The sequence below is a fragment of the Alkalimonas delamerensis genome, from assembly GCF_030717955.1.
Classification (GTDB): domain Bacteria; phylum Pseudomonadota; class Gammaproteobacteria; order Enterobacterales; family Alteromonadaceae; genus Alkalimonas; species Alkalimonas delamerensis.
Genome location: NZ_JAUZVY010000002.1, coordinates 317,576 through 337,171, shown reverse-complemented (window position 1 = coordinate 337,171; position 19,596 = coordinate 317,576). Strand labels below are relative to the sequence as shown.

Below are 19,596 nucleotides of genomic sequence, written 5' to 3'. Positions count from 1 at the left end.
TACTTCAAAAATAAATGTTACCAAGTAACAATGAGTATTCGAAAATAATGGAATCCCCATGCGTCCTTACCTGCTGCTGTTGCTGCTCTGCCTTGGCTTTAGCATGCCCCTGGCCGGACAGCAAAGCGATCCGTCCCCTGCCCTGATGCCCTACCCGATGCAATTGGACTGGTTGGACGAAGCACCTTTTCAATTAGCTTCCAAGCTGAACTGGCAATACCCACAAGAGCACCAACAGATACTTGAGCCCGCCTTGCAGCGTTTTTTGCAGCGCTTGCAGCAGCAACATCCCGAGGTGCAGCATGCCGCTACCGCTCCGATCTCCCTTCGCATTGAAATCGAAAGCGCGGAGCCTTTTTGGTACCCCAGGTTGCATCAGGATGAATCCTATCGACTGCGGCTCGATGCTGCCGGTATTTTGTTGCAAGCACCCACCCACCTGGGCGCTTTGCATGGACTGGAAACCTTGCTGCAATTGCTGGCCGGGCACAGCAGCCTTGCGGCCCTTGCCATAAAAGATGCGCCTCGTTTTTCCTGGCGCGGCCTGCTGCTGGATCCGGCTCGGCATTTTTTACCGGTAGACACCATCAAACGCCAGCTGGACGGGATGGCTGCTGCCAAACTCAATGTGTTGCACTGGCATTTAACCGACGATCAGGGCTGGCGACTGGAGTCAAAGCGTTTTCCAAAGCTGCATCAAATTGGCGGCACCGCTGGCTATTACAGCCAGGAAGATGTCCGGCGCATCATCGATTACGCAGCATTACGCGGTATTCGCGTGGTCCCGGAAATTGATGTGCCCGGTCATACCACAGCATTGGGCGCGGCTTACCCGGAGTTGATGTCGATGCCGGGGCCTGCCGAGCCTGAAAAGCACTGGGGCATTCACCCGGCAGTGCTGGATCCAACCCAGGAAAGCAGCTATCAATTTTTAACCAAATTGCTGGAAGAGGTCGCCAGTTTGTTTCCCGATCCTTATCTGCACATTGGAGGCGATGAGGTCTTGCCCGATCACTGGCAGCAAAACCCTGGGATCCGGGCTTTTAAGCAGCAACATGGCCTGGAAGACCACCTGGCGCTCCAAACCTGGTTTAATCAACGCGTGCTTGGCATTTTAAAGCAGCTGGATCGTCGGATGATTGGCTGGGATGAGATCCTGACCCCTGAGCTGCCTTCATCCAGTCTGGTGCAGTCCTGGCGTGGACTGGACTCGGTGGTCGAAGCGGCTCAGGCCGGCCATGATGTGATTTTATCGACCGGCTATTACCTGGATCAGCCTCAGTTTGCGCACTTTCATTACCGGATTGATCCACTGCCTCAGCCTTCCCCAGCCCAACCAGAAGGCTACCAGGCCTGGTCGGGATGGCGCTTTACCATCCCCCGTTTACGCGGTGCTCCCATAGAGGGCAAACTATGGCTGCTGCATTACGAGCAACGCCTTGAGGGCTTTATCGACTTTGCAGGGCGCAGCCGACAGGCACTGCCGGACTTAACCGTGGAGGCCAATCGGCTACGCTTTTCACTCGATACCTGGATGGGCCCGGTGCAAGCCGACTGGACGCTGGCAGAGCAGCTAGCCGGTGAGCTGGTGGTTGGCAATGCGCCCTATGCCGTTGCTGGGGAGCAAATCGACTGGCACAACCAACAGGATCCGCTGCCTGCAGGCATAGCACGTCCGGCATTAAGTCTGGATCAGCAAGCGCGGGTGCTGGGCGGTGAGATCGCCCTTTGGGGCGAGCTGGTGAATGCCGAGGTGATCGATCGAAGGCTTTGGCCTCAGGCCCTGGTCGTCGCAGAGCGCCTGTGGTCACCAGCTGAGCTTCGCGATGAAGCGAAGCTTTACCAACGGCTGGAGCAGCTGGAGCCCTGGCTGGAAGACTCGGTCGGCCTTTTGCACCTGCAGCAACAAACACAAGGGCTGGCCAGCCTGGTTGAACCCGCAGGCCTGGCCGCGCTGCAGCAACTGGTTGTAGCGCTGGAGCCGGCTCACTATTACCACCGATTGCATGAGCGCTCCGTCCGCCAGCAATACCACAATCAGGCGCCTCTGAACCGTCTGGTGGACTTCTTGCCGGCAGAGCAAAGCCAGCTGCGCGCGCTTGAGCAATTGCTTAAAAAGTGGCAACAACAGCCAGATACCGACCTCAAGCCTTTGAAAGCACAGCTAAGCCGTTGGCAGCAGTTGCCGCGCAGTTTAACCCCCTACTTAACCGACAAACCGGCGGCGCAGGAATTAATACCCATCATCGACACCCTGAGCCAGTTGGCCGAGGTTGGACTCTCCCTGCTGAAGGCCCACGCCAGGCAAGAAGCAGCTCCAGCCGGTGCTGATGCGCTGTGGCAACAAAGCCGGGGCATTGAAGCTGAGCTGGTGATTGCCGCGCACCGCTTGATACAGCCCTTGCTGACCCCAGTTAACAGCCAGCAGTGGGTTGAAGCCAATACCTTTACTTCCGGCATTGAAGGCCCGGCCTTTGGGCCCGATGGTGCGCTTTATGTAGTGAATTACCGCCAGCAAGGCAGCATTGGCCGGGTAAGCGGCCAGGATACAACCGAGCTGGTATTTGAGCTGCCAGCGGGCAGCATTGGCAATGGCATTCGCTTCAGTGCCGATGGCAGCCGGATGTTTATTGCCGATTACAGCCGCAACCGGGTCTGGCAATACCAGATGGCAACACAAGCACTGAGCGAGCTGGTGCATGTTCCGGCCATGCACCAACCCAATGATCTGGCGCTGTTGCCACCGGATACGCTCTTTGCCAGCGACCCCGATTGGCAAAGCGGTAGCGGTCAACTGTGGCGGGTATCGGCCGATGGCCGCTACCAGTTGCTGGAGTCTGGCATGGGCACCACCAATGGCATCGAAGTATCCAGTGATGGCCACAAACTTTTTGTCAATGAGAGCCTGCAGCGTCGGATCTGGCGCTACCGCATAGATGAGCAACAGCTGCACGACAAAACCTTGCTGGCAGCGTTCTCCCATGGGGGCCTGGATGGTATGCGAATGGTGCAGCCTGGGGTGCTGGCAGTCACCCGTTTTGGTGAGGGCCGGGTGATTTTACTCAGTACAACAGGCGCATTGCTGGCCGAGTTGCCACTGCAACACCGCTACCCAACCAACCTAGCTGTGCAGTGGCCTTACCTTTATGTCACCTTGCAGGATTGCGGCTGCATTGAACGTCTGTCGCTGGATGGCATTTTGCCTGATCCAGCAGATGCGGTTGCTCCACAATAGGCCATATGGCGCGGCTTAGTTTCTGATACTGGTTGCGCCTTGGATCGCTTGGGTAAGGCGCTTTGGCATCCAGATACCAGACCTCGGCAGCGATGGCCGCAAAGCCCTGATAGAAGTGATTGGTCGACTTGACCACCAGACCACGGTACTGCGCAGGCTCAATGCCAAGCGCGCAAAACAAGCTGGGATCAAACGACTGGCAACGGTTGGAGTTTAAGATCACGTCAACGCCGGCGAAGCGGATCCAGGCGCAGGCCCCCATTGGCACCTGACTGCCAGCAAAATCCTGCCAGGCTTGCTGGCGCAGCGCTTTCACTTCCACCCACTGATCCACCGGTGCACCGGCTGTGGCGCAGCTTTTGCCACCAAAGCGTAGCGGGATCACGGCCCCCTCACCGGCTGCCATGCACAATTGCACCGCCATCGGATCCCAAATGGTCCCAAAAGCCACGCCTTGCACCTGTTGCCGCAACACCTCGTGCAAAATCAAGGTGCCATCACCGGCGACGCCCCCACCCGGATTGTCCCAGACATCGGCCAGCACCACCGGGGTTTGCTCGCTGCTGCGCATCCGGCTGACCCCCTCCTCGACCGACAGCATGGTGGGCATGCTTTGGCCGCGCAGTGCAAAGAGCTCCATGCCCAACTGCCGGGCCAGCTGCTCGCTGAGTTCGGGTTGATTGTCGGTAATCACCAACAGCTTGGTGCCCATCTCAGGTACATCCCCCGCCATAAAGCCATGGATCACCGAAATCGACAACACACCGGCTTGCTGCTCCAGTTGGCGGATCCGGGCGACAAAAGACTTCATCGGCTCATTGTTGGTTGGCAACACATCGATCATCTTGCAATCGAAGCTGGCCATGCAAGGATTGATTTCCTTGCGCACTGTCGCCAGTGTTAGCCGCACCAGCTCTCTGGCACGATCCATAAAATCCAGATGTGGGAACTCTTTGAAGGCAATCAGCAAGTCCGCCATGGCCAGCCGCTTGGCCGTCAGGTGGCTGTGCGGATCCAATTCAGCGGAAATGACGGTATCGGGGCCAACCATAGCCCGAACACGCTGCAATAAATCCCCTTCGCAATCGTCGTAGCCCTGGGCCACCATGGCACCATGCAAGCCTAAAATAACCGCATCAACCGGCAGCGCCTGCTGCAATTGCTGCAGCAACTCATCACGCAGGTACTCGTAACTGGCACGATTGACCAGGCCACCAGGCTCCGCCCAGCTGCAGCTGCCTTCAAACAACTGGATCGGCTGGCGCTGCGCTTCTTCCCGACAGGCTACTAGGGGTGCACTGCATAAGGTTGGCGTTGCCGGGTGCTCGCCCGGAGCCGCATAAAAACTGTTTTTAAAGCTGGCAAGATCGGTAAACATCGGCGAAAAAGTGTTGGTTTCTGTCGCCAGCGAAGCGGTAAAAATACGGATCATAACGGACTGTCTCGTTTCGGATCGAACCGGGTGGAATGGGTGTTGGCGGCATCGGCTTCAGCCGCTATCTCAGCAGCTGGTTTTTGCTGCAAAAAGCGCTGCCGCTCTGCCCGTAAACGGCGCATACTGGCCAGGCGGGACACCGGCTGATGCCGGTAAAACCCACTGACCAACAGAGCACTGAGCAAGGCCCCGGCAAATGCCGGCAACACCGGATTGCCCCAATACGCCAGCCAATCGGGCGTGAGCAAAATACTGAAAGAGACCAGCATGGCGCACAGCACAGCCGCCACAGCACCCTGCCAGCGAAAACCAGGCCAAAAACGGCCCAGCAGAGCTGTGACCGCCAGACCGGACATCAAGGTAGCAATCAAAGAGGTAATGTAGCGAATGATATCGTTCGACAGCAGTGCCATGCTCAGAGCCAACACCGCCACCACCACCAGCATCAGCCGACTGAGCAGCAGCAGGCGCTTGGGAGCAAAGCCTGCTGGGACGCACTGCTGCAACAGATCACGGATAAAAATACTGACCGCCGCTATGGCGTCGGAGCTTGCCGAGGACAAGGTAGCCGATACACCGGCCAGCAGCACCAGGATGGCCACCATCCCAGGCAACACTTGCACCGCCATGGTGGCAAAGGCAAATTGATGATCGGCCAGCTCTGGTGCTGTCTGACGAGCCGCGATGCCAATGAGCGCGGGTAACGCAGCAAAGGCAAGGTACAACAGGCCGGCCAGAGTAAAGGCTCGCCGGACCGTACGGACGGAGCGGGCTGAGTAAATACGCTGACGAAAGGAAGGCGTGGCCAACACCCCCAAGGCAATGACCGCAGACAGTGAAAGCGCTGGCACCACCCCAATATGCGTTAAGGCTTGCCAGCCGGACTGCGCAGACGGAACCTCTGCCGCCAACGCCTGAATGCCACCGGCCTGTACGCTGATCAGCAGCGCCATCAAAATAAAACCGATAAATAAGATAATGGCCATGATGGAGTCGGTCCAAACCACAGCGCTGTAGCCACCAATCACAATGTAGAGGGTAAAAGCCGTCGCGATGATCAACTTAGCGACATTCAAATCCATACCGGTGGCCCAGGATAAATACAAAGCGCCACCAATAAGGTGCGCTCCAAGCCAGCCGAGTGACGCCACAAAAATCAACAAGGCAAAGAGCAGACGGACCTGAGGCCGGGCTCCGGTGTAATAAGACAGCTCTTCACTCATGGTCATAAAGCCGTAACGCCTGACCGGTGCAAACAGCCAGGCCAGCAATAAAATACCACAGGCACCACCAATGCCGTACAGCATGCCAGCCCAGCTGTTGGTGTAAGCAAAACCCACCGCCCCCATACTGGTACCCGTGCCTATCATGGTTGCCACTGTGGTGCCGAGGCTCAGGCGACCGGAAACCTGACGCCCCGCCAGTAAGAAGTCATCGCTGCTGCGCTGCCGTCGGGCTAGCCAGAGACTTAAAGCAATAAGCCCGGCCAGATAGAGTGCAAACAAACTGTAAAAGACACCCAGGTTCATCGGAAGCCCCCAGTCAAAAATGACAGCGGTGTCATTCGGAGTCAACTTTAGCAGGGTTGTAGCAGGTCAAGTCCACTTCGACTTTGCAGTCGACCACCAACTCGGTCACAGCGCAGACCCGGGCCGGCGGTGCCTCGGCAAAGTACTCGGCAAAGACCTTGTTAAACGAAGAAAAATAGCGCGCATCGGTCAAAAAAACCTTCAGATGCACGATGTCAGCTTTGGCAAAGCCCGCTTCGGTCATGATTGCCAGGCAGTTTTCAATGGCTAACCGCGATTGCTCAACGATACCACCTTCCACCACTTCACCATCGCGCATCGGAGTCTGGCCCGATACATACAACCAGCCACCGGCGGCTACCGCCTTGGCAAATGGCAGCGGCTGACCGCCTGTGCCGGTATTGCCCTCAATCCCAAAACGACGTATTGCCATGCTTCCTCCTGTCAATCCCCTAAAGGTTGGCGCTCATCCCCGCCGCGGTGGCTGTCAAGCGACAGCTTAACCCGTCGCAGTTTGTCACGTGAGCGCCGCTTGTTTTGTTTGGCCAACTCGGTCGCCAGAATATCAATCACCGCCAGCATGGCGTAGCGCGAGGCCGAGGGTTTATAAATGTAATCGGTTTCCGGTGCCTGGATCGCCAGCAGTAGATCCGACTCATGAGCCAGCAGCGAGTCCGGTTTGGTAATAGCGATGACTTTGGCGTCGTACTGCCGCGCAATGGCGGCGGCATCCACCACTTCCGGAGTATTGCCGGTCAGGGAAATCACCACCAGCACATCGGTCGGCTCGACCGCTGCAGCGACCATACGGCACAATAAACCATCCTGATAACTGCTGACCGGTACCCCAAAACGAAACAACCGGTTTTGCATTTCCAGTGAGCCGATGGACGAACCGCCCCCCATGCCAAGGCAGAGCACCATTCTGGCCTGCAACAGCCACTGCACGGCCTGATGCACCGATTCGGTTTTAAGCAACTTACGGCTTAAGTCCAGGGTATTTTTAATGGCTTCGTACACGCCTTGAATGCCATCAAGATCCGGGCTTTCTTCAATAAACCGCTGGCCTACCGCCAGGGATTGGGCTAACTTCACTTTCAGCTGACGCACATCTTTGCAATCCACACTGCGGGCAAAACGGGTCACCGTCGCCTGGCTAACACCTGCCGCTTTGGCCAGTGCGGCGATGTTCAGCTCGGTGGCCGCCCGCACATCATTCAAGATCAACTGAGCCACTTTTTGTTCGGAGTCGCTGAGTTCGATAAAGCGCTCCGACATGCGAGATAAAATATCAATTTCAAACGTCATATTTGCGACAACCCGCGAAATAAACAAGCCTAAACTCAGACTATAAGTGGTAATTATCAACGATACTTTGTACCATTGAGTTCAAAAAGTAAACCTTTCGGTTGGATAAATTATCAACTGCATCGCCAATTGCGTTCAAGGAGCCTGCATGCAACACAAAGCCGATCCCTGCTATCACCAACCGTCAGAGGCGTGTCTGCTCGATGGTCAGTTGCCTTTGCCGGCCGCCATCATTCGTCAAAGTGCGCTGCACAATAACATTCATTGGATGCAAACCTTTGCCGAACGCGCGGGTGTGAAGCTGGCACCGCATGGCAAAACCAGCATGACCCCGGAAATATTTAAACGCCAGTTGGTCGCAGGGGCCTGGGGCTTGACGGTTGCCACTCCGTACCAGGCGACCATCGCAGCCCAGGCCGGAGCCAGCAAGATTATCCTCGCCAATCAATTGGTGGGCCAGGGCAATATGGCAATCATTGCCAATTTGCTCAAACAAGGGGTGACGGTTTATTGCTGCATCGACGATGCAACCAATGTGCAGCAATTGTCAGCATTCTTTAGTCAGCAAGACTGCCAGCTGCCTTGCTTGATTGAGCTGGGGACTTTGGCCGGGCGCTGCGGGCTTCGCCATGGCGATGCCTGTCTTAGCTTGGCCAGTGAAATTCAACAATCAGCAGGGCTCTTGCTGGCTGGGCTGGAGTTTTACGAAGGCATCGCCAAGGATGAAGCCGGCGTGCGGCAGTGGGTTGCTGAGGCGGCAGCACTCTGCCTGCAACTGCAGCAACATTTTATTGCCCCCCGAACAGCCTTGCTGACCGGGGCAGGCTCGGTCTGGTACGACATTGTGGCTGAGGTGCTGAAGAGCTTGCCAACACAGCACGGCATGGAGGTGGTATTACGTCCCGGTTGTTACATCAGCCATGATCACCAGCTCTATGCCAAAGCACAGCAGCAAGTGATGGCTCGCAGCGCCCTGGCGCAGCAACTGGGTGGCGACTTGCAACCGGCGCTTGAGGTCGCAGCTTTTGTGCAGTCCTTGCCCGAGCCAGGTCTGGCTGTCCTTGGCCTTGGCAAGCGTGATATTGCGCACGATGCCGGTATGCCACAGGTGTTGGCGTTGTATCGGGATGGCAAGCGGCTGCCCTTTGATCCTGCCAACGGACAGACCGAGCGCATCATGGACCAGCACTGTTTTTGGCCCTACCCAGCGGATCTGCAGTTGCAGGTAGGCGATGTGGTGCTGCTGGGTGGCTCGCATCCCTGCCTGACATTTGACAAGTGGCGCAGCATCTGGCTGGTGGACGATGCCTATCGCCCACTGCTGGCCATGGAAACCCGCTTTTAAAGCACCGGAGCCATCAAATAGGCGGCACGGGACAAAGCACGGAAGAACAGGGATTTGTTCTCAATTTCCTCCACCGTCATGATGCGGGAGCGATCAAAGTCGGTCTGGAAAATCTTCTCTAAGCGCTGGTTCGGTTCATCGCCGGCAATCAGCGCGGTGATTTCAAAGTTCAACCGGAAAGATCGGTTGTCCAGATTGACGGTACCCACACTGCTGAGGTTGTCGTCAATCAAAAAACTCTTGGAGTGAAGCACCCCTTTTTCATAGCGGTGGATCTCAATACCAAGCTCAATTAAGGGCGCGACAAAGGCATAAGCCGCCAGATACACCAGGTAGTTGTCGGTGCGCTCCGGGATAAGAATGCGCACATCCACCCCACGCAACGCCGCTAACTTGAGTGCTGATAGCACCCCTTCATCCGGCACAAAATAAGGGCTGGATATCCAGAATCGATCGACGGCGCTGTGGATCAGGTGCTGCATCATCAAACTGGCGGTTTCATGCCGATCGGCCGGGCCGGAAGGCAGTATCAGAATGGGTAAATCGGCCCGGTCGGACAGTGTGGCGTCCCAATTGAGATCTGGAATGGTATCGCTGGACCAATACCAGTCTTCGACAAAAGACAGCTGCACACTCATCACTGCAGGGCCGGTAATTTTAAGGTGAGTATCCCGCCAATGGCCGTAGCGCCGGCTTAACCCCAGGTACTCGTCACCAATGTTGGCCCCACCGAGCCAGGCATGCTTGCCATCGGTGATCACCAATTTGCGGTGATTGCGAAAATTCAACTGAAATCGGTTGCCCGGCCCTTTGGTGGAGTGAAAAGGCCGAACCTGGACACCGGCTTGCTCCAATTGACGAAGATAACGACGACCGAGCCGGTAGCTGCCAATTTCATCGTACAGCAGAAAGACCTGCACACCCTGCTCGGCTTTTTCGATAAGCGCTTGTTGAAAACGCTGGCCAATCTCATCGTTGCGAATAATGTAGTACTGCGCCAGAACATAGTGTTCGGCGGCGCGAATGCCGGCAAAAATACTGTCGAACTTTTCCTGACCGTCGATCAGGTATTCGACTTCATTGCCAGTTAACACCGGCATTTTCGCCAGTGATTCAAGTGCTTGCAGGCTACCGCGAACCCGACTGTTTTGCAGTTGAAAACGGTCGACGGTCGACATTTTCAATTGATGCTTTAACCACAGATCCGAGTCGGTTTCACGGCGCGAAATGACATAGCCCTGGAATTTAGAGCGGCCAAAGATCCAATAGGCCGGTACCGAGACATAAGGAAAGGTGTTTAACGAAATGATCCAGGCGATACTGCCCTGCGAGGTGCGCGATGACATCAGTGCATCGAGCGACGACAGCGCCCCCAACACATGAAACAACAGCATAATGGCCACCATCAGACGGCGGCGCTTGCTCAGCACTGGCACCCCGGGGATCGCAGGCAAAGGCTTCCCCGCCACCTGGCGGATCAGGGCAGAAAACTTCTTAATCATAACTGGGCATCATGCATCCGGCTGTTTCGCGCTGAGGCCGTACTATAGCAGCAAGGCAGGTCGCGCAACAAGCCAAACTGGGTGCCAGGACGTGTTGACCTTAGTCAGGCAGAGCGCCGCATCACCGCAGCCTGATAAGGACGAAGGCGGGATGTCAGCAAACGCAGCACAGTACCGGTAGCTAAAGCTTTGCAAGTTAAAGTGACGGCGGGTTGCAGCAACAAGGTTTGGGCGCACTGGCCATCGGTGGTGAGCACCAGCGCTAAGACGCCCTGCTGCCCAACCAGCTCGACCAATTGCAAGGAATGCAGCGGCCGGTGATTGGCGATGTCGGCAAAGTACCAGCTTTTATGCCCCTGAGCGCGCATAAAGTTAATGGCAGCCAGTGCCGTCAGAGTGAAGTAAAGTCGCTGCTCGGCATCAAGCCCACCTTGCTCCAACACCTCCAGCAGCTGCCAGTAACGCTCGGCATCCTGCATGGTGAAGGCTTGCTCGCTGGCCGGAAGATGCAGTTGCTCAGGGCCAAATGGCACCGGAAACGCCAGCTCGGCGTTCATGTCCAGCACCAACTGTTGCCGCTGTGGGCAGTAAGTCCAGCACCAGTGTTCCGACGGTGACAGCATAAGGCAATCCTAAGCTATTAGAAATATTGATCATTTCTGCAAGTATAACAACTTATGATCAAAGTGAAATTCGAATTTCTTCTAATAAAAAAGGATCCTGCCAGGATCCTTATAAGGGGTGCAGGATCCGTCAGAGGCTGTCGACGATCGTCTTGACCAGCGCCGGCCCGCGGTAGATAAAACCGGTGTAACATTGCAGCAAGTTGGCGCCGGCTGCCAGTTTGGCCTGGGCCGAAGCAGCATCGACAATGCCCCCTACCCCAATCAGCGGAAAGTCCTTACCCACGGCTTGACGCAATTGCTGCAACACCTCGGTGCTTTTTTGTTGCACCGGCAAGCCGCTTAAACCGCCGGCTTCTTCGGCATGCTTCATGCCTTCAACCCCGGTGCGCGCTAAAGTGGTGTTGGTGGCAATGGCACCATCCATTTTGTTGCGCAGCAGCGCCAAAGCCACTTGCTGCACCTCGGCTTGGTCCATGTCCGGAGCAATTTTGACAAAGACTGGTACGTACTTATCGTACTGTGCCTGCAAATCGAGTTGCTCGTTGCGTACCGTTTGCAGCAGCTCATCCAGCGCATCGCCGTATTGCAATTCACGCAAGCCTGGCGTATTGGGCGACGAAATATTGACCGTAATATAGCTGGCGTGCGGATAGACCTTGCGCATGCAGTGCACGTAATCGTCTTTGCCCTGCTCATTTGGCGTGTCTTTGTTTTTGCCAATGTTGATGCCCAGGACGCCCTGATAACTGGCCTGTTTCACGTTGTGTACCAGGTAATCCACCCCTTTGTTGTTAAAACCCATCCGATTAATGATGGCCTCAGCTTTGGGCAAGCGGAAAATTCTCGGCTTGTCGTTGCCGGCCTGAGGACGCGGCGTCACGGTGCCTACTTCGATAAAGCCAAATCCCATTTGACCAAAGGCATCGATGCAGTCGGCATTTTTATCCAGGCCCGCAGCCAGGCCAACCGGGTTATCAAATTGGATCCCGGCCACCGTCACAGGCCTCGCCGGCACATCCTGCCGCCACGCCATCGCCAGCGGGGAATGAGCGCAGCGCTTCAAAGTCCCTAACGCTAAGTTATGGGCGCGTTCGGCATCACAGGCAAACATCAGACTTCTGGCAAAGGGATAAAACATCGCAAAGACTCCGGGCTGTGCAAAAGAAACCCCGGTGATTAACCGGGGTTTCGGAGGTTAAACTGCGGGCTAGTTTACCCTGAAGAATCAGGATTTAACAGGCTCACAATGATGGCTAAGCAGCATCAGTTCACGCAAGGCCACCGAGAACTTAGCAAACTCATGAGTCTTGGTGGTTTTGAACTCTGCCAGCATCATTCGCCAGCGCTCCAGCAAGGCGTCGTGCTCCTCGAGCCAACTGGCAATTACAGCTTCGGCATCGCATGCGCCGCCACAGCTGCGTACCACTACAGCCGCCAGAGAGCGTTGCTGCCAGTCCAGCTCTTCGCGGTAGCTGGCCCGGGCCAGTGCCTGCCAATGGTTGGCAACCGGCTGATGGGTAATTTGCTCCAGGAACCAGTGCAGATCCAGACTGTCGCCCAGTTTGAAATAAATCTCTGCGGTCAGCGCCAGTGAGGTTTGCTCGGCATCGGCAACCTGCGCAATGTCCATCACTGAGAAGACAGTGCTGAGGTAAGCCAGATAACGTGCAGTCGCTTCCGGAACCCCTTTGTCCTGGTACGCCTTGAATTGCTTATCCAGTTCGGCCATCTCTTTTTCTGCCATAAAGCGCGGCAGGTTGGCCGATAACTCTTTAAAGGCCGGCTTGAAGAAGTCCAGTGTTTGCTGAATATCCAGTGCCTTATTGCGATGCCGCAGGAACCAGCGGGTCGCCCGGCGTAAGGTGCGGCGCAGTTGGTGCAGCAACTTGGTTTGCAGGCTGGACGGGATCTTGTTATCCAAGGCCCGTAGCGCATCCCAATGGCTGGGCACATCCAGCAAATCGCGCGCCATAGCATAGCACAACAACAGCTCTGCCACACTGCTGCCGGTCTCTTCGCGCATTCGCTGGGCGAAGTTCGGGCCCATTTCATTGACCAGCTGGTTGGCCAGCTTGGTGGCAATGATTTCACCTTTCAGTGGGTGCTGCTCCATCTCGGCGCTGTACTTTTTCTGCAGCACTTCCGGGAAAGCAGCAAAGAGCTCTTGTTTAAAGTACGGGTTCTCATAAATCTCTGGCAGTACCAGCTGCTCTTTTAACACCATCTTGCCGTAAGCAGTCAGGATCGCCAGCTCAGGACGGGTCAGGCCCTGGCCTCGCGCCATGCGATCCGACAATTCATCATCGGATGGCAGGAACTCCAGCTCACGGTTTAATTTGCCGTCTTTTTCCAGCGTATGGATAAAGCGGGTGTATTCTTTCAGCTGATCCGCACCCAGCAGGCCTGAAATGGAAATGCTCTCGGTTTGCTGATAACAGTCTTCAATCACCAGCCGCGCGACATCATCGGTCATATCCACCAACAAAGCATTGCGCTGTTTCAAGGTCAGATCGCCAGAGGCAACCAGGGCGTTCAGCAAAATCTTGATGTTAACTTCGTTATCCGAGCAATCCACCCCGCCGACGTTGTCGATAAAGTCGGTGTTGATGCGACCGCCCTGAGCAGCGAATTCAATCCGGCCACGCTGAGTTGCCCCCAGGTTACCGCCTTCACCAAAGATTTTGGCTTTGAACTCTTTGCCATTTAAGCGCAGTGCTTCGGTACCGCGATCACCGACTTCGGCGTGGCTTTCATCGCTGGCTTTCATGTAGGTGCCGATACCACCGTTCCAAATCAGATCGACCGGCATCGCCAGACAAGCCCGGATCAACTCGGTCGGTGTCATGGTCGCTTTGCTGGTGCCGAGCATTTTCTTCATTTGCGGTGTCAGTTTGATCGACTTGGCACTGCGCAGGAAGATGCCACCCCCTTCCGAGATCAGGGATTTGTCGTAGTCCTCCCAGGTGGATGAGGTCAACTTGAACATCCGCTCCCGCTCCTTGTAGGAGCTAGCCGCATCCGGGTTTGGATCAATGAAGATGTGCATGTGGTTGAAGGCAGCCTGCAAGCGAATGTGCTTCGACAGCAGCATGCCGTTGCCGAACACGTCCCCAGCCATGTCACCGATGGCGACACAGGTGAAATCGGTGCTTTGGCAATCGATGCCGATTTCGCGGAAATGACGCTTGACCGATTCCCAGGCACCACGGGCGGTAATGCCCATGCCTTTGTGATCGTAGCCATTGGAGCCGCCTGAGGCAAAGGCATCGCCCATCCAGAAGCCATACTCTTCGGAAATGCTGTTGGAGATATCCGAGAAGGTCGCGGTGCCTTTATCGGCCGCCACCACCAAATAAGGATCGTCCTCGTCCAGTCGCACCACATCGCTAGGTGGCACAATCTCGCCTTTGACGATGTTGTCGGTAACATCCAGCAAACCGCGGATAAAGGTGCGGTAACAGGCTTTGCCTTCGTTGATAAAGGCTTCACGGCCACCGGTTTCCGGCAGCTGCTTACAGACAAAACCACCTTTGGCGCCCACAGGGACGATGACGGTATTTTTTACCTGCTGCGCTTTGACCAGGCCTAACACTTCGGTGCGGAAGTCTTCCCGACGATCCGACCAGCGCAAACCGCCACGAGCAACTTTACCGAAGCGCAAGTGCACCCCTTCGACCCGTGGTGAATAGACAAAAATCTCGAAGGCTGGCACTGGCAATGGAATTTCCGGGATCAGCTCTGGCTTGATCTTCATCGAAATGTACGGCTTCTCCAAACCGGCTGCATCGGGCTGGAAGTAGTTGGTGCGCAAAATGGCATGCACAATATCGACAAAGCGCCGGATAATGCGGTCGTCGTCCAGATTGGCAACGTGCTCCAGCTCTTCGGTAATTTGCTGCTCCAGCTTCTCGATGGCTTTGGCAGAGACCTTGCTGGACGGTGAGAACTTGCCGTTGAACAGTTCCACAATCAAGCGGGCCAGTTGTGGGTAACGGCTGAAGGTGGTTTCAATGTAGTTCTGGCTGAAAGTACCGCCAATTTGGCGTTTGTACTTGGCAATGGCACGCAGCAAAGCGGCTTCGCGCCCGGACAAACCAGCCGCCAGGATCAGGCGGTTAAAGCCATCGTCTTCCAGCTGACCGGCCCAGACTTTGGCAAAGGAGCTTTGGAAGTCCTGCTGAGCCTGCTCGAATTCATTCAGCAGTTCGCAGTTCAGCTCCATAGTGAAGTTCAGGATCCAGCTGACAGCGCCATCGGGAGATTTCACCGGGTAAGGGGTTTCACCAATGACCCGCAGGCCAAAGTTTTCCAGCATCGGCAGCACATCGGATAAATGGATGGGTTTGTCTTTATGGAACAGGTTCAACCGCACCGCTTTGCTGTTGGCCTTTTCTTCCTGCGGCTGATAAAACAGCATTTCCAGCGTATGCTCGTCGTTCAGCGATTCGAGCTTGCCGATATCGACCAGGGCATCGTTTGGCAGCATTTCTTCTTTGTAGCCACGCGGGAAGGCATTGACGTATTTGCGGGCTAACTCACGGCCTTTGGCTTCGCCATAGACACCGACCAGTGCAGACTCCAGTTTGTCTTCCCAGGTACGGGCCGCTTCGATCAGATTGCGTTCGATTTCTTTCACATTCAGCTCAACATGACTATCGTGGATACGGATGATGTAGTGGGTACGGGCCAACACCGACTCGGAGAAGAAGGTGGTAAACTCAACCGGCTCATCGGTTTTCAGAAACTGCTGGAAGATCTGTTGGGTTTCCCGACGTAATTGGGTGTTGTAACGCTCTCGCGGGACATAGACCATGGCCGAAACGAAGCGACCAAAGGTGTCTTTGCGCATAAAGACCCGGGTCATGTCGCGCTCTTGCATTTGCAACACCCCGGTGGCCACATCCAGTAAATCGTCTGGGCTGGCCTGGATCAGCTCATCCCGGGGGTAGGTTTCCAGAATATTCAGCAAGGCTTTGTAAGCGTGAGTACCCGGTGTGAATTCCGACATGGCCATCACCTCGGCCAACTTGGACTTCAGCAAAGGGATATCGGCGGCACTGTTGTTGTACAGGGTGGCTGAATACAGACCAATAAAGCGATGCTCGCCAACAACCTCACCTTTGTCGTTGAACTGCTTAACACCGACGTAATCGATGTACGCTGGCCGATGGACCCGGGATTTGTGGTTGGTCTTGGTCAAAATCAACAAGGAGTCATCCAGTGCCTGGTGGCGGGCATTTTCTGGCAGCTCGGACAACATCAGATCTTTGGCATCGGCACGGCGCATCAAGCCCAATGCGGTATTGGCAACCCCTTCAATGCGGTAATCGCCTTTAACCGGCTTGATCTTGTACTCGCGGTAACCCAGGAAGGTGAAGTTGTCTTTCACCAGCCAGTTCAGGAAGTCGATGTGGTCTTTGCGCTGTTGATGCTGCGACTTGTCGCTGGGTAAAGCAGCAATCACGCTTTTCAGCTTTTCGCGCACCTGCTGCCAGTCTTGCACCGACAGGCTGACGTCTTCCATCACTGAGTGCAGCTCATCGGTTAAAGCGTCGATGGCAGCTTTGTCGGTCTGACGGTCAATTTCGATATGAAACACGGTCTGGCGGGTATCGGCTTTGCTTTTAGCGCCTAATTTGTCGAAATCTTCGATGCTGCCTTGCTCTGAGCGCTTGGCTTGCAATGGCAGGTGGACAAAAAAGTGTGCCGAGATATTTTGCCGGCTCAGTGCCATCCGCACCGAGTCGACCAAAAATGGCATGTCGTGCACCACGATCTCGACGATGGTGTGCTTGGACTCCCAGCCATGCCGGCTAATCTCAGGGTTAAACACCCGGATCACAGCGCCATCTTTTTGCTGGTTGTTGAAAGTTTTCCACAGACTAAGAGCAGCACCGTAGAGGTCGCTGTCGTTGCGGCCAATCAGATCTTCAGAGGCGATGCTGCCATAGAGGATGGCAGCGAATTTTTCGACCAAAGCCGGCTGCTCTTTTACTTTTTGCTGAATCAGTTTTTTTACGTTTTGTAGTAGTACAGAGGGTTGACCATCTATCAGTGCCATTTTCATATCCTTTCTTGACGTCATGACGCTAAGGGCATGATTCAACGTCGCACCATTGCGCGCGTTAGCTGCGAAGTGTAGTCACTATTGTAGCCATTTTCGAGCTTTATTTCAGTGTTTTAGACTGGTGCAACCAGTGTTGGCAAGGCCTGGTGACAACTTATGCAACTCCCCTAAATAGAAAATGGCCTTTCGGCCATTTTCATGTTTAGTCATGCATAAACTTTTTTTGCATTATTTATTCTTTGGCCAGAAAAAAGCGGCCAAAGCGGGTAGCACCAAAATGGCGCCCAGCATGTTCACCAGGAACATAAAGGTCAGCAAAATACCCATGTCAACCTGGAACTTCAGCGCCGAGAACACCCAGGTACTGACCCCAATCGCCAGGGTAATGCCGGTAAAGAGCACGGCACTGCCCCGCTCTTTCAACGCTTCGTAATAGGCCTCACGCATCGGCACTCTGTCTTTTAGCATCTGACTCATGCTGGAGACAATGTAGATGCCGTAATCAACCCCGATACCAACCCCCAGCGCAATCACCGGCAAGGTGGATACCGTCAGGCCAATTTGCAGCAAGGTCATCAATGCCATCGCCATGGTCGAGACCACAAAGAGCGGGATCACCACCGAAGCCGTTGCACGGGCTGAGCGGAAGCTGAGCAAACAAAGAATAATGACCGCACCATAGACATAGAGCATCATCGGCCGCTGGGCTTCAGAAACCGCTTCGTTGGTTGCAGCCATTACACCCGCCGGGCCGGAAGCCAGCATAAAGCGGGTATCTTCATCCCCCAGCTCATGGCCGTAATCTTTGGCAGCCTGCACCACCCGGGCCAGAGTTTCCGCCCGGTGATCTTCCAGGAACAGGATCACCGGCATCACCGAACAATCACGGTTAAGCAAACCGCTGGCGGTTTCAATCTGGGCCGATGCCTGCACCAGGCTTTGCGTGGTGCGTGGCAACACCCGCCATTTCACATTGCCTTCGTTAAAGCCGGCATTGATGGTTTTGGCTACCGAAGCCAACGACACAGCCGACTGCACCCCGGGGACATTCAGCATCTGCCACTGGAACTGATCAATCCGCTCCATAATGTCGTGGTGGGTGCAGGCATTGGGCACGGTTTCCACCATCACATTGATAAAGTCGACCGAAATGGCAAAGCGCTCGGTGATCAGGAAGGTATCCTGATTGTAGCGGGAATGCTCATGCAGGGCTGGCGCTCCGGCATGCAAGTCACCAATCTTCAGGTGTTGGCTTTGTATGGTCGCAGCAATAAACAACAGCGCCGTTACCACCAGCACCACAGCCGCAACTGGCTTGGTTGCTACCGCCGATAAGCGGTACCAGATTTTGTCGGCGGTTGGATTACCGGCTGCTGCCCGTTGCTGATAGGCCTTGCTAAAACGCGCATAGGACATCAGTACCGGCAGCAAAATCAGGTTGGTCAGAATAATGACTGCCACACCCAGACTGGCGGTAATGGCCAGCTCGCGGATGACACCGATTTCAATGATCAACAAGGTTAAAAAGCCAACGGTATCGGACAGTAAGGCAACACCACCCGGCACCAGCAACTTACGGAAGCTGGCCTGAGCGGCGGTCTTGGCATCCAGCCCCGATGCCACCCGCTTGCCGGTCGAGTTGATCATCTGCACACCATGACTGACCCCGATGGCAAAGACCAGAAATGGCACCAGAATCGACATCGGATCGATGCCAAAGCCGATCACCGAGAGCAAGCCGACCTGCCAGACCACAGCAATCAAGGAACACGCAATCGGCAAGACCGTCAACATCAAAGAGCGTGAAAAGAAGAACACCATCAGCGACGTAATAGCTATGGCAATGGCAAAAAACACCAAAACGCCTTTGGCTCCCTCGGCAACATCACCCACCATCTTGGCAAAGCCAATGATATGCACACTGATTTGGTCACTTTCGAACTGACCACGGATTTTGTCTTCTAAGGTGGCAGCAAACTGAATGGTATCCAGCCGCTCATTGGTCGAAGGGTCGATTTCCAGCAATTGCGCATTGATCATGGCACAACTGTAATCATCGGCAACCATCCGGCCCACAATACCTGCTTTTTCAACATTTTCCCGCACCCGGGCCAGACCGCGTCGATCCGGTACAAAGTCGGCCGGGATCACCGGGCCGCCGGCAAAGCCATCTTCAACCACTTCCACAAAGCGGGTACTGGGACTGAACAGGGAACGCACCTGCACCCGGTTGACGCCGGGAATGTAGTACAACTGATCGTGCGCCTGACGCAAGGTCTCAAAGAAGTTGGCATTAAAGATATCGCCACTGGCGTCGCACATCGACACCAGAATGTTGTTGGCGCCACCAAAATCCTGCTCATGCTGCATGTAGGTTTGCATGTACTCATGCTTTAGCGGGATATTTTTGCTAAAACCGGCGTCCAGCTGAATTTGGGTGGCTTTAAACAACAGGAAGAAAGTCGCCAGGGCAAAAATCGCCAACACCACCAGACGGTGGCGAAACAAGGCATACTCAAATTTATTTACGAATCGATTTAAACTCATGG

The 19,596-nt window shown here is 55.1% G+C and carries 11 protein-coding genes; 2 read left to right on the top strand and 9 right to left on the bottom strand.

Annotation, left to right across the window (positions count from 1 at the left end; all coding sequences use genetic code 11):
* Window positions 1–58 precede the first annotated feature (58 nt).
* Entirely contained in the window at window positions 59–3,235 is a 3,177-nt protein-coding gene (locus Q3O59_RS05980) for a family 20 glycosylhydrolase (protein ID WP_305944705.1), read from the top strand.
* On the opposite strand, the gene Q3O59_RS05975 is transcribed toward Q3O59_RS05980, so the two are convergent.
* From Q3O59_RS05975 to Q3O59_RS05960, 4 genes are read right to left on the bottom strand one after another with little or no spacing between them, the layout of a single operon-like run.
* Window positions 3,150–4,664 (bottom strand): M81 family metallopeptidase, encoded by a 1,515-nt coding sequence (locus Q3O59_RS05975; RefSeq protein ID WP_305945118.1) that lies wholly within the window; start codon window positions 4,662–4,664, stop codon window positions 3,150–3,152. The two genes, Q3O59_RS05980 and Q3O59_RS05975, sit on opposite strands and share 86 nt — an antisense overlap.
* Window positions 4,664–6,199 (bottom strand): sodium:solute symporter family protein, encoded by a 1,536-nt coding sequence (locus Q3O59_RS05970; RefSeq protein ID WP_305944704.1) that lies wholly within the window; start codon window positions 6,197–6,199, stop codon window positions 4,664–4,666. Before Q3O59_RS05970 ends, Q3O59_RS05975 begins: the two co-directional genes overlap by 1 nt.
* A gap of 31 nt (window positions 6,200–6,230) precedes the next feature.
* Complete coding sequence (locus Q3O59_RS05965; protein ID WP_305944703.1) at window positions 6,231–6,632, bottom strand: RidA family protein; 402 nt, start codon at window positions 6,630–6,632, stop codon at window positions 6,231–6,233.
* A gap of 11 nt (window positions 6,633–6,643) precedes the next feature.
* Window positions 6,644–7,507 (bottom strand): SIS domain-containing protein, encoded by an 864-nt coding sequence (locus Q3O59_RS05960; RefSeq protein WP_305944702.1) that lies wholly within the window; start codon window positions 7,505–7,507, stop codon window positions 6,644–6,646.
* Between the two features lie 148 nt (window positions 7,508–7,655).
* On the opposite strand from Q3O59_RS05960, the gene Q3O59_RS05955 reads away from it, so the two are divergent.
* Window positions 7,656–8,852, top strand: coding sequence for an amino acid deaminase (locus Q3O59_RS05955; protein WP_305944701.1), 1,197 nt, complete (start codon window positions 7,656–7,658; stop codon window positions 8,850–8,852).
* Here Q3O59_RS05955 and cls read toward each other — a convergent pair.
* The 5 genes from cls to Q3O59_RS05930 all read right to left on the bottom strand — a co-directional run bounded on the left by cls (window position 8,849) and on the right by Q3O59_RS05930 (window position 19,594).
* Window positions 8,849–10,354: a cardiolipin synthase gene (cls, locus tag Q3O59_RS05950; RefSeq protein WP_369812358.1), complete on the bottom strand. Its 1,506-nt coding sequence runs from the start codon at window positions 10,352–10,354 to the stop codon at window positions 8,849–8,851. The two genes, Q3O59_RS05955 and cls, sit on opposite strands and share 4 nt — an antisense overlap.
* A gap of 104 nt (window positions 10,355–10,458) precedes the next feature.
* The gene (locus Q3O59_RS05945) at window positions 10,459–10,977 is read right to left on the bottom strand and encodes a cell division protein ZapC domain-containing protein (RefSeq protein WP_305944700.1); all 519 of its coding nucleotides are present in this window, start codon (window positions 10,975–10,977) and stop codon (window positions 10,459–10,461) included.
* 130 nt (window positions 10,978–11,107) lie between these two features.
* Window positions 11,108–12,118, bottom strand: a complete 1,011-nt coding sequence (pyrD, locus tag Q3O59_RS05940) for a quinone-dependent dihydroorotate dehydrogenase (RefSeq protein ID WP_305944699.1) — start codon at window positions 12,116–12,118, stop codon at window positions 11,108–11,110.
* An 87-nt stretch (window positions 12,119–12,205) separates the two neighbouring features.
* The gene (locus tag Q3O59_RS05935) at window positions 12,206–17,041 is read right to left on the bottom strand and encodes an NAD-glutamate dehydrogenase (protein ID WP_305944698.1); all 4,836 of its coding nucleotides are present in this window, start codon (window positions 17,039–17,041) and stop codon (window positions 12,206–12,208) included.
* Between the two features lie 234 nt (window positions 17,042–17,275).
* Complete coding sequence (locus Q3O59_RS05930) at window positions 17,276–19,594, bottom strand: efflux RND transporter permease subunit (protein WP_305944697.1); 2,319 nt, start codon at window positions 19,592–19,594, stop codon at window positions 17,276–17,278.
* Window positions 19,595–19,596: the final 2 nt, after the last annotated feature.